At 41.0% G+C, this 11410-nt stretch carries 9 protein-coding genes; 6 read left to right on the forward strand and 3 right to left on the reverse strand.

The window, feature by feature from the left end; translation table 11 throughout:
- Window positions 1-10 precede the first annotated feature (10 nt).
- The 3 genes from L1D51_RS09715 (at window position 11) to L1D51_RS09725 (ending at window position 3008) form a co-directional block, all read left to right on the forward strand.
- Window positions 11-988: a DUF1852 domain-containing protein gene (locus tag L1D51_RS09715; protein WP_239963556.1), complete on the forward strand. Its 978-nt coding sequence runs from the start codon at window positions 11-13 to the stop codon at window positions 986-988.
- An 11-nt stretch (window positions 989-999) separates the two neighbouring features.
- Window positions 1000-2028: a methionine synthase gene (locus tag L1D51_RS09720; protein ID WP_239963557.1), complete on the forward strand. Its 1029-nt coding sequence runs from the start codon at window positions 1000-1002 to the stop codon at window positions 2026-2028.
- Window positions 2029-2672: 644 nt separating this feature from the next.
- Complete coding sequence (locus L1D51_RS09725) at window positions 2673-3008, forward strand: hypothetical protein (RefSeq protein ID WP_055021832.1); 336 nt, start codon at window positions 2673-2675, stop codon at window positions 3006-3008.
- 34 nt (window positions 3009-3042) lie between these two features.
- Here the strand turns inward: L1D51_RS09725 and L1D51_RS09730 are convergent, their stop codons facing one another.
- Both L1D51_RS09730 and L1D51_RS09735 read right to left on the reverse strand, forming a co-directional pair.
- The gene (locus tag L1D51_RS09730; protein ID WP_055021831.1) at window positions 3043-3519 is read right to left on the reverse strand and encodes a hypothetical protein; all 477 of its coding nucleotides are present in this window, start codon (window positions 3517-3519) and stop codon (window positions 3043-3045) included.
- A gap of 40 nt (window positions 3520-3559) precedes the next feature.
- On the reverse strand, window positions 3560-4381 hold the full coding sequence (locus L1D51_RS09735; protein ID WP_239963558.1) for a hypothetical protein: 822 nt from the start codon (window positions 4379-4381) through the stop codon (window positions 3560-3562).
- A 247-nt stretch (window positions 4382-4628) separates the two neighbouring features.
- On the opposite strand from L1D51_RS09735, the gene L1D51_RS09740 reads away from it, so the two are divergent.
- Together L1D51_RS09740 and L1D51_RS09745 are read left to right on the forward strand one after the other, a co-directional pair.
- A complete protein-coding gene (locus tag L1D51_RS09740) occupies window positions 4629-6461 on the forward strand; it encodes a diguanylate cyclase (protein WP_239963559.1) in 1833 nt (610 codons plus the stop codon).
- A 179-nt stretch (window positions 6462-6640) separates the two neighbouring features.
- Window positions 6641-7117: a hypothetical protein gene (locus L1D51_RS09745; protein ID WP_239963560.1), complete on the forward strand. Its 477-nt coding sequence runs from the start codon at window positions 6641-6643 to the stop codon at window positions 7115-7117.
- On the opposite strand, the gene L1D51_RS09750 is transcribed toward L1D51_RS09745, so the two are convergent.
- A complete protein-coding gene (locus L1D51_RS09750; RefSeq protein WP_239963561.1) occupies window positions 7114-8319 on the reverse strand; it encodes an anhydro-N-acetylmuramic acid kinase in 1206 nt (401 codons plus the stop codon). The two genes, L1D51_RS09745 and L1D51_RS09750, sit on opposite strands and share 4 nt — an antisense overlap.
- Window positions 8320-8578: 259 nt before the next feature.
- Here L1D51_RS09750 and L1D51_RS09755 point away from each other — a divergent pair, with 259 nt between their 5' ends.
- Window positions 8579-11314 carry a TonB-dependent receptor domain-containing protein gene (locus L1D51_RS09755; RefSeq protein WP_239963562.1) on the forward strand — a complete coding sequence of 912 codons (2736 nt, stop codon included), beginning with the start codon at window positions 8579-8581 and terminating at the stop codon, window positions 11312-11314.
- The last annotated feature ends 96 nt before the right edge of the window (window positions 11315-11410 follow it).

Below are 11410 nucleotides of genomic sequence, written 5' to 3' on the forward strand. Positions count from 1 at the left end.
ATACATTGCCATGAACAACGATTTCAGATTTACAATTAAAAGTATTTGCCTCGACGAAAATTATCATCCGTCAAATAGCACACGACTTACCACAAACTTTGCGAACCTAGCTCGTGGTGAAAGTCGCCAACAAAATTTACGTAACGCATTAAAAATGATTGATAGTCGCTTTAATGCGCTAGCAAACTGGGATAACCCGCAAGGCGACCGCTACTCTGTAGAGCTTGAGATCATCTCTGTTGATTTAGAAATTGCACAAAGCACAGAAGCATTCCCGTCAATTGAAGTGCTAAAAACTAATATCATTGATCACCAAACTAATGAACGTATCGAAGGTATTGTTGGTAATAACTTTTCATCTTACGTGCGTGATTATGATTTTAGTGTACTGCTGCTTGCTCATAATAAAGCGAAAAGCGAATTCAGCATTCCCGAAAACTTTGGCGACTTACACGGTAAACTCTTTAAATACTTTATTGACTCAGAGACTTACAAACAGCACTTTAAAAAACCACCGGTTATTTGTTTAAGCGTGTCTGATAACAAAACGTACCATCGTACAGAAAACCAACACCCAATTTTAGGTGCAGAGTACCTACCAAGTGAGTCGTCATTAACCGAGCAATACTTTAAAAAAATGGGCTTGCAGGTGCGCTATTTTATGCCACCAAACACAGTCGCTCCGCTGGCGTTTTATTTCTTTGGTGACTTACTGAACGATTACACCAACTTAGAGTTGATCAGCACGATTAGCACCATGGAAACATTCCAGAAAATCTACCGTCCAGAAATTTATAACGCCAATGCCGTGGCAGGTAGTTGCTACCAGCCAAATTTAAGAAACGCCGATCACTCTATCACGCAAATTGTTTACGACCGTGAAGAGCGCAGCCAACTGGCGATTGCGCAAGGTAAGTTTACTGAGCAACACTTTATTAAGCCTTATCAATCAGTACTTGAAAAATGGTCTGCCAACTACGCAATTTAATGAGAGTAAAAATGAAAAAGTTATTACCTACATCGACAGCAGGCAGTTTACCAAAACCAGCTTGGCTTGCTGAGCCTGAAACCTTATGGTCACCTTGGAAATTGCAAGGTGCAGAACTTATCGACGGCAAACAAGACGCGCTGCGCGTTGCCTTACAAGAGCAACAACAAGCTTGCGTTGATATCGTGAGCGACGGCGAGCAAACCCGCCAGCACTTTGTAACGACCTTTATCGAACACTTAAATGGCGTTGATTTTGAGAACCGTAAAACAGTGACCATTCGTAATCGTTACGAAGCCAGTGTACCAAGTGTGATTGGTCCGGTGTTACGCAGCAAACCCGTGTTTGTTGAAGACGCCAAGTTTTTACGTTCGCAGACCAAGCAACCTATAAAGTGGGCATTACCAGGGCCTATGACCATGATCGACACCTTGTATGACGCGCATTATCAAAGCCGTGAAAAACTAGCGTGGGAATTTGCCAAAATTCTCAACCAAGAGGCGAAAGAGCTCGAAGCCGCGGGTGTTGATATTATTCAATTTGATGAGCCTGCGTTTAATGTGTTCTTCGATGATGTTAATGACTGGGGCATTAAGTGCCTAGAAAGAGCAATCGAAGGTTTAAAGTGCGAAACCGCTGTGCACATTTGCTACGGCTATGGTATTAAAGCCAACACTGATTGGAAACAAACACTGGGCAATGAATGGCGTCAATACGAAGAAGTATTCCCAAAACTTCAAAAGTCGAATATCGATATTATTTCACTTGAGTGCCACAACTCTCGCGTACCTATTGAGTTATTAGCACTCATACGCGGTAAAAAGGTGATGGTGGGTGCCATTGATGTAGCAAGCAATGAAGTTGAAACCCCTGACGAAGTGGCACACACATTACGCGAAGCCCTAAAATATGTTGATGCCGACAAGCTCTACCCATGCACAAACTGCGGTATGGCTCCCCTCCCTCGCCACATAGCAAGCGCCAAGCTTAGTGCGCTAAGTAAAGGCGCAGAGATTGTTAGGGGGGAAATTAGTAATTGAGTTAGCAAGTTTCAAGGGGAAAGGGGAAAGTTGCGAGGATCGAGGTTCGAGGTTCGAGATGCGAGGGTCGAGATGCGAGGGTCGAGATGCGAGGGTCGAGATGCGAGGGTCAAGGTGCGAGGAGCGAGGTGCACGTCTACCTCAACCCTTATCGCCATAAATGACGACCTACATTGTAGGTCGGGCTTTAGCCCGTCAGTTTTTAAATTTAGTCTGAACCTGATTGTGTAGCAGCGATTTTACATCGCGTTTTTACCTCGCCCATCGTATCTCGTATCTCGCCTCTCGCCTCTCGTATCTCGTATCTCGTATCTCGTATCTCGTATCTCGTATTTCGTTTCTCGTATTTCGTTTCTCGTTTCTCGTTTCTCGTTTCTCGTTTCTCGTAAAAATTTATCAATGTCGCGGCATAAAGCCGCTGCTACAACGTAGGCGTGAAACGTGTTTCGCGCATCCTATCCCCTAACGACCAATCCCTAAGGATTACCCCCTATAAACTGACCACGCCCCTCCCCCTAGCACTTTTAAATCAACCTACCCAGAAAGAGTTAATCCAAAAGATGCAAAATTGAGTTGGCTAGATTAATTATTTTTTGCTAGATTTCAGTTGTACCCAATGGATGGGCAAAAATTGAGGGATTAATATGAACGAATTTGATATTTTCATCAGAAATATTGTCTTGGATTGTATTCGTGAGCAAGGCACCTGTAGCGACATTTGCGAAGAAGATGAGCAATTAACTTTCTATGTTGAGATTGAAAACCACGACAATGTGATATCGCATAAACAGTTTAAAGTAACCTACCCAATTAGTTATTCGATTCAGTCAGCACTTAAACATGAAATTGATTTACTGAGATATTTAGACTCTGGTGAAATCAGAACGCCCTTTACCACGGATATTGTCGAGGTACTTAAATCTGAGTTACAAGCCTTTATGTTCAGCAACAAACACCGTGGCGAATACCATATTTGCTAATTCTTAATTTATAGCCTGATGAAAAACAATCTGGCTATAACTTAACTAACTCACCATTATAAATACGGTAGCGTAAAGTGATTTTCTTGCTGGGGCAGCAACGAGGATCACTCTCATCATATGTACTTAATTGTATAACAAGCTGTTCGCCAATCTTTTTCGTACTATCTACTACGCCGTTAAAAGAAATAGACGACAACTCGCTATATCCATCATCTTGCACCTTAATGAGAGTCAGTTTTTCTAACCAAACATTGCCTGTTTGATAAGTCCAAAATATAGAGACTCTACCATCACTATGCTCATAAAAACGCTTTAATTGGCCAATTTCATCATCAGAGACTAACTCTGTGAAGTGATCTTTATATTGGCTCTGAATAAACGCATCTACGTGCTGCTGAATTTGCTGCTCGGTGGCATATCCTGTTAAAGATACAAAAAGTGCTATTAATCCAAAACTTTTCAACACAAAACTATGGGGCTTTGGTTTGTTATTTTCAGACAACCCCATTGTTTACTCCATTGATAACTGTTTGTTGATAAAACTTGGTTTAATTAGTTTGATAATAAAAGCTTGTCTTTGAGAGTGGTTTGATTATTTCGTACTCAAGGCCTAAAGCATTCCTATCGCCTTCCCTAGGTATACTATATTTGTCTAAAAGGACCACTCCCCAATGATTATCACTAAGACCACCGAAAATCACATTAATGTTGTCATACTCATCCTTCGTTACTGCTGCAACCTTAAATTTAACCATTAAATCTCTGAGTTTTTGTGAATCGGCTGATAGCTCCATCAAGCTAGGGGCTTCACCAGGTGATAGAGTTTTATAATCGGCAGATGGTACAAACCCCGCATATTTTGATGGTGTATAGCTTATTAATTGGGTGGGAGAATAAAAAGTATTGTTAACACGGTACACGTGCGGCGCAGATTGCTGTACAAGTTTTAAAGTTTGGCTATTTTTAAATGCCAAAATCTCAGCCTCCGATACATCTAAAAATGACCGAATTAACTTAATCCTTTGTTCAGTACACTTTTCTTTTTTACAAATAACTAAATTTGGAAGTTTTGTTCCAACTTGCTCTTTAACATTTAAAAACTGGCTACCAAGCACACCTAAGTTAAAGTTAGTGAACGCTTGCTTATCTTTGTCATTTTTAAATTTAGTGGCATGAATATCAAAGATGCTAAACGGATAAAAAGAGGGTAAGTAGGCAAGCTCTAAATCGGTTTGCGGCATCATTTCATCCATGTGCTTTAATACCGCGCGATACTCTTTATCTATTTCATCATTAAAATAGTCTGGTCTTTCAGCCAGTGCTGTAACAGAAAATAAAAAAGCACTACAAAGTAATATTTTGTTTAACATGAAAAATACATCCTTTTAGTTAAAACTATTTATAATAACCATACCATTTTAGGTACATAACTCCATTACTTTGTGTTGAGCTACTTTCAAAGTCCAAAAGTAATCAAGCATGGCTTAAAGTATTAAATCATTTACATTTTTTCAACATAAAATCTTATAAACAATAATTTCATTATGCTAAGCTAGCTGCAATTATAAGAAAATATCATTGATTGGTATCAGAGTAGCTGTATGGAGTAATGCTCAAATGATAAGGATATTGTGCTTGTTGCTATTTGCAACCAATGTGACAACAAAGGATGTTCAGAGTGAAATCAGCCGTGCTCTTCACGGCTATACAACATATTCTGAATCTGTCGAAATTTTAGCTAGATTAGAGCATCAAATGCCTTATGAAAATGCGCTAGATAATGCGCAAGTAATGGCGTTTAAATGTTGGTTTTCCAATCCTTCAACCCCAAACGGGATTAATGAATATAAAAAATTTCTAGAAACAGCCAAACCAATCATTCAACAAGTAAACAATTTAAACTTAAAACAGGAACTTGCTGTTTGTGAAGCAAACCAAGAGTATACGCAAGGTAACTACCAGAAAGCTCTCGAACACTTAAAACCAATAATTAACACGCCGTCAGTAGACGAAATAACCTCTTCAAAAAAATTGTCAATCATTGCTCTTGCTCACATAGTACTTAACCGTATTCAGTTAACTAAAGGCGACTATCAAGAGGCATTCGACTCTGCTAAAACGGCTTATCAGTTATTTGAAAAAGCAGGTAATGACTACGAAAAAGCACTCGCATTAAAAGAAATTGCCGATATTCACATAGCGTTGTACAACTATGAACTTGCAATTGAACAACTGCAGCGAGCCAAATTAGCGTTAACGAAATTCAATAAGCAAGAGCATTACAAAGTAACGGATCAACTTGCGTATGCCTATGAAGAAAAAGGCGACTTAATAAAGGCAGTTGAGCTATACGAGTCGATAAAAAAAGATGTTCGTCGTTTCGAAAGCGAAAATGGCTATGCTTACATATTAATTAAACTGACAGAACTCAATATAAAACTTAATAGCTTATCTCAGGCTGAGTCATATCTAACTGAGTTGAACACGCTTTCTGTTACTGACAGCTGGATTTTGACTCTTTACAACTTCACTAAATCAGAATGGTACTTGGCTACCTATCAGTTGCAAGCCGCCCTTACATCTTATGAGAAGATAGCCGGGCAACAACAATATTGGCCCGAGAGCTTAAAGGAGCGTTATTTAAATTTAACCTCGCAGCTTGCAGCTGCAACAGGAGATACTTCCTTACAAATAGCATCTCAACAACAATTAATCGCTTTAATTAAAGATAAACAACAAGCTATCGCAAATAACACGCTTATTTCTGCCAGATTAAACTTTAATTATGAACAGCAGATCCTTGAGATTTCTCGTTTAGAGCATGAGTCAAAGCTACAACAAAAACTTTTAGCGGTGGCCGAAGATAAATCTTTTTGGCAAGGCTTAACTGTGATGGTCACTTGCTTGTGCTTACTCTTATTCGCCGTTTATACATTCAAACAAGTTCGCCAGAAAAAGTACTTTGAAATACTCGCTTTAAAAGATGAACTAACAGGCATAGCAAATCGAAGAGCTATATTGAATTTAAAACGAAGTGTCATGCTGCAAAACAAACTAAATCAGCAAGTAAGCTCTTTGATTTCTATCGATATTGATCATTTTAAAGCGGTCAATGATCAATACGGTCACGATATTGGTGATGAATTAATCATATCTATAACCAATACGATTGTACAAACAGTCCGTTGTTCTGATCGGGTAGGTCGTGTCGGCGGCGAAGAGTTTTTAATTGTGCTTGAGAATCAATCTTTAGAGCATGCAAAAGATATTGCCGAGCGTATTAGACTTTCAGTTGCCGAAAAGGAACATACATCTTTGTCTATAAGCGCAACGATAAGCTTAGGTGTTATAGAAATTGCACCAAACGAAACGTCAGAACAGGCAGCCAAAAGAGTCGACTTACACCTTTATGAGGCAAAAAGAAGAGGACGAAATACTGTTTTTTCTTAGCTTTTAATAGGAGCTCAACAACCAAAAGATACAGACTTATATCCGACCAAACGAATCAAACATTCAACGTTTCTCTGTTTCTGAAATAAATAATCCGCAATATGACAATAGTCATAATTCTGTCATCTAACTGTTCAATAATTGACGCTAATTTAATCAGCTAACGTAATGAAGAAGTAATGGACAGTGCCTTGGTGCAACTTTCGTTTGCACTCCCCTCTAGTGAAGACCCTTTATGTGCTGCGCTTGCGCATACAATGGAATATGAACAATTGCATTTTGCGGCTAATGAGCAAAAGCGTGTTGTATTTTGTTGTGTGCTGCCAGATGATGCCCATGAAGGTGACGTGATCTCTATCAGCGCGACACGCCCTGATGCTCGTGAATCGGCCTATTTTACTGCGCACACTTTAACGCAGCACGATCTAGATCAGCACGTTATTATGCTTACGTTAGAGGATGTTACTCACAGTGGTGAATTTGTTTTGCAATTAATGCTACACGGCATGCATGCAACACTTAAAGACAGCGCCCAATTTGATGTCAGCATTGCAGCAAGCACATCACCAGAGCTATTAAATTCTGAGCAAGCTAAAAACAATGGCTTACGCCATTACATCAGTAATATTGGCGCAAGCTTTTTAGCCTTTTTCTAGTCAGCAAAGCTAATTTTACCCATGGTAATATCGGGGATCCCTTGCTCGGTATTACCAAAGCGTTGTTGCCCACCCGACAAACATTCGTTCGCTAAAATAGCAAATAACACGGCTTCTTTTGCATCTGGGTTTATGCCCAACGAATCGGTGTTATTTATCACAGAAAGCGCTGGGCAATTAGCCAAAATAGTTTTCATTAATAATGGGTTATGAACCCCGCCACCACTGGCGTATACAGCCACATCGGTCAAGCCTTCGCTGCATTGGTTAATTGCTTTAGCAATCATTCCCCCTGAAAACTGCACTAAGGTTGCCATCACATCAAAGTGCGATAAACTCTGCGTATTCGAGCGTGCTTGTGCTGCTGCTAAATAGTCTAGATTAAACACTTCTGGCCCGGTGGTTTTTGGAAACCCTAAAGCAAAAAATGCATCATCACACAGCGCTGCGAGTAAATCTTCACTTACCGTGCCTTTTGCTGCAATAGCGGCATCTTTATCATAATGAAGTGGTGCAAAATAACGCTGTATGTAGGCATCCATAATGGTATTGCCAGGGCCAATGTCAGAACTAAAAACCGCTCGTGCATCTGTAGATTTAGGTAAGTAGGTTAAGTTTGCAATGCCGCCCATATTTAGCAAAATACGGTTTTCGCTGGTACTTGTGAAATACAAGTAGTCACCATATACCGCAAGCGGTGCACCTTCGCCACCCGCTGCAATATGCTTTTGTCTAAAATCAGCGATGGTCGTAATACCTGCGGTCACCGCTAAATGATCGCTGTCACCAATTTGAAGTGTTGCATTACCATATTCTGCACGCTTGTGTTGGTTTTTTGGGCAGTGATAAATGGTTTGCCCGTGGCTGGCAATCACATCAACAAGTTCTTTTGCTATTCCCCAGCTCGCTAACGTTTTGGCGACCATTTCACCATGTAATTGGCCAATCCAAGGGTTAAGCAAAGTGACTTCTTCAAGGTCACATTCGCGTTTGGCGAATACTCGTTTTACACGCGTTTTATAATCATCGTCATAATCAACGGTAGTAAACTTTAATACTTCTACATGAGTGTTCATGCCCTGCCCTGATACTTCGCATAGCGCGATATCAAGGCCATCTAACGAGGTACCACTCATTAGACCAATTATTAATTTTCTTTCTTTTTTTGCGCTTAAATACAGTTTTTCAATATGTTGATGCATAAATAAATCACTTAAAATCAGCTTATTAGATGTAAATAAGCGGGTTGACGACTTGGAATAGTTTATATTTTAAAATAATAGATTTAAAGAATAATTATTGCAAAGACTTTTAAATTGCTTTAAAACTGTACCGGTGAGCTCCCCAAAAGGAGAACACACAAGCATCATAACAAAAAGTATGACTCATTAAATTAACTAAATGGTCTAGGTCAGACACCAACCTGCGTTGATTTAAATGATAAAACGCAAGGGAATCATCATGAAAGCAAATACATCAACAGGGCATCGCTCACTATTGCTGCTATCACCTTTAGCTCTCGCTGTAAGTTCAGTAATTAGTTATGCCCACGCAGAAGAAACTACTGAAGTAAAAAAACCTGAAGTGATCACCGTAACAGGTTCACGTATTCAACGTACCGAGCTGGTTTCAAGTAGCCCAGTGGTGAGCGTTGATGAAGCACAAATTCACCTAGACCGTGCAGTGAACGTTGAAGATATTACCGCAAAACTGCCTCAAGCTGCAGCAGGTGCCAACAGCACCGGTGCCACAGTCGGTGACTCATTTGGCTCATCAACCATAGATTTACGCGGCCTTGGCCAAAACCGTACGTTGGTACTTATTGACGGTACTCGCGCAGTACCATTTAGTTTTCGTAACTCGGTTGACGTGAACACCATTCCAGCCGGATTAATAAAACGTGTTGATGTATTAACCGGTGGTGCAGCAGCGGTTTACGGCGCAGATGCCGTCGCCGGCGTTGTTAACTTTGTTTTAGACGATGATTTTACTGGCGCTGAGTTCTCAACCAGTTATGAAAGTGCCGACGGCGGTAACGAAAAGCTTAACTTTGAGGCTATTTTTGGCGGTGACATCGCAGATGGTAGCGGCCATGTAACAGGCTACATAGGTTATACCGAGCGAAAAGAGCTATTAGCTGGTGAGCGTGACTATGCGCTTGAAAACTCAACGGCAATGATCAACAGCGGTGGTTATTATACTGACGTTGCATCTGGCAACAGCATTGGTATTGCTGATTCAGGTGCTGTAACAAGTGATCGTCAAACAACTGATTTCACAGCTGAGCGCTATTTAACCCAACCGATGGACCGTTTTTCTGCGGGCTTATTATTTGACGTTGATGTAAGTGACAATGCGATTGCCTATGGCCGCGCCATGTATTCTAAAGTGACCGTAAATGGTGCGGGTGCCAGTGGCCAAACCCCCATTTTTGTTAACGAACAAGTGACCCTCACGCAAGACAACGCCTATATTCCTGATGAACTACGTGACCAACTCACGTTTGATAGCGAAGGCAATGCCCTTGTTAATGTTGAACGTAACCTAGGTTTAGGTGTGCAACACACCGAAGCGGTGCGTGACTCAATGCAATTTCAGCTGGGTTTAAAAGGTGATATTACTGACTACTTACGTTATGACGTATATGGCCAGTATGGCAAAACTGACGAAGTAGCCACCATTTACAACAACGCATACCGTAATGATAACAGCGGTAATAGTCGCTTTGCTGCCCTTGCAAATTCAGTGGATATTTTTGATCCAAACCATGATTTCAGCGACTTTAGCGATCCGCTGCTTTATACGACTCGCGACCGTACACAAAGTGTGATCTCAGCAACACTATCAGGTGATTCTGGGTTCTTATTTGAATTACCAGCCGGTGCTATCGATTTTGCAATTGGTTATGAATACCGTAAAGAAACCGGAAAACAAACTCCAGGAGATGCATTTAGAAACGGCACCAGCTTTGCGTCTATCAGCGCATTTGATATGGATGCAAGCTTTAGCTCTGAAGAGTTCTATGCTGAAATTTTAGTGCCTATCTTAGTTGATAAACCTTTTGCTGAAGAGCTTAGCTTTGAAGGTGCCTACCGTATTTCTGATTACTCAAATACCGAAGCAGAAGACACTTACAAACTAGGTATCAACTGGGCAATAAACAGCGACATTCGTATTCGCGCCAACCGCTTAACCGCATTTAGAGCACCTAACTTAGGTGAGTTTGCAAGCCCAATCACAGCGCTATCGTTATCGTTATTCGACCAAAATAGCGACCAGTTTGTGCCACGACTAGCAGGGCGTTATAACGGCGATCCATGTTTACTTGGCACCGGTGATGCAACTCAATGTGCTGCGTTTGGTGCGCCGCCTGTTGGCACCGAGTTTGATTCAAGTACCGCAGAGTACACCTATGGTGGTAACCCGAATATTAAACCTGAGCAAGCTGAATCAGATACATTAGGCATTGTTTATACACCTAGCTATTTAGAAGGCTTTGATTTATCACTCGATTACTACAGTATTCGTGTAACTGATGCGGTAAGCCAAATTCAACCAGGTGCAGCACTGCAAAGCTGTTATGTTGATGACCCGAATCCAAACAACCCACTGTGTGGTGCGGTACTTCGCGATCCAAATACTGGCTTTATTAGCACAGCCATCGTTAATGACTTTAACTTAGCCGCTATTGAGCAAGAAGGTATCGACGTTGCAGCAAATTATGTGATTGATGCACCAGAGCAAATGGGTGGTCGTTTTAGATTTTCGTACCAAGGTAACTTTGTTACTAAACAAACCCGTCAGAACAACAGCACTGTACCTGAAGTAGACTGTAAAGGAACTTATGGCAGCGCCTGTTCGGGTGACTTTGCGAGTATCCTACAAGCTGATTACAAACACCGCGCAAGCATTGATTGGCAGTTAGATAACATGAACTTCCAACTTGGCTGGCGCAGAATCGGTGAAGTAGAGTATGCTGTCGACCGTTCAGAAACAATCTCAGCACAAAATTACTTAGACTTTGCCGCTGCATGGCAAGTTAATGAGGAACTTGCTGTTAACTTTGGTGTCGATAACTTATTAGACCGTGAACCACCAACACCTGAGGTAGGCGCAAATCACTTTAACACCGTGAGTGATTATAGTGTAATTGGCCGCTCAGTCGGTGTTTCACTGAGATATGCCCCAAGCTTTTAATTAATCCTACTGTTTTAGCTACACAGGATTGATCCCCTCAAGCGCACCCTGCCCGGTGCGCTTTTTTATTACCTAAAAATTAGACTTGCTATGCAC

The organism is Pseudoalteromonas shioyasakiensis (assembly GCF_022398475.1).
Classification (GTDB): domain Bacteria; phylum Pseudomonadota; class Gammaproteobacteria; order Enterobacterales; family Alteromonadaceae; genus Pseudoalteromonas.

Bases quoted from the DNA above. Each gene is read 5' to 3' on its own strand.
- L1D51_RS09750 (WP_239963561.1), bottom strand. From the start codon at position 8,319: ATGCATCAACATATTGAAAAACTGTATTTAAGCGCAAAAAAAGAAAGA.
- L1D51_RS09715 (WP_239963556.1), top strand. From the start codon at position 11: ATGAACAACGATTTCAGATTTACAATTAAAAGTATTTGCCTCGACGAA.
- L1D51_RS09740 (WP_239963559.1), top strand. From the start codon at position 4,629: ATGATAAGGATATTGTGCTTGTTGCTATTTGCAACCAATGTGACAACA.
- L1D51_RS09730 (WP_055021831.1), bottom strand. From the start codon at position 3,519: ATGGGGTTGTCTGAAAATAACAAACCAAAGCCCCATAGTTTTGTGTTG.
- L1D51_RS09755 (WP_239963562.1), top strand. From the start codon at position 8,579: ATGAAAGCAAATACATCAACAGGGCATCGCTCACTATTGCTGCTATCA.
- L1D51_RS09725 (WP_055021832.1), top strand. From the start codon at position 2,673: ATGAACGAATTTGATATTTTCATCAGAAATATTGTCTTGGATTGTATT.
- L1D51_RS09735 (WP_239963558.1), bottom strand. From the start codon at position 4,381: ATGTTAAACAAAATATTACTTTGTAGTGCTTTTTTATTTTCTGTTACA.
- L1D51_RS09720 (WP_239963557.1), top strand. From the start codon at position 1,000: ATGAAAAAGTTATTACCTACATCGACAGCAGGCAGTTTACCAAAACCA.
- L1D51_RS09745 (WP_239963560.1), top strand. From the start codon at position 6,641: ATGGACAGTGCCTTGGTGCAACTTTCGTTTGCACTCCCCTCTAGTGAA.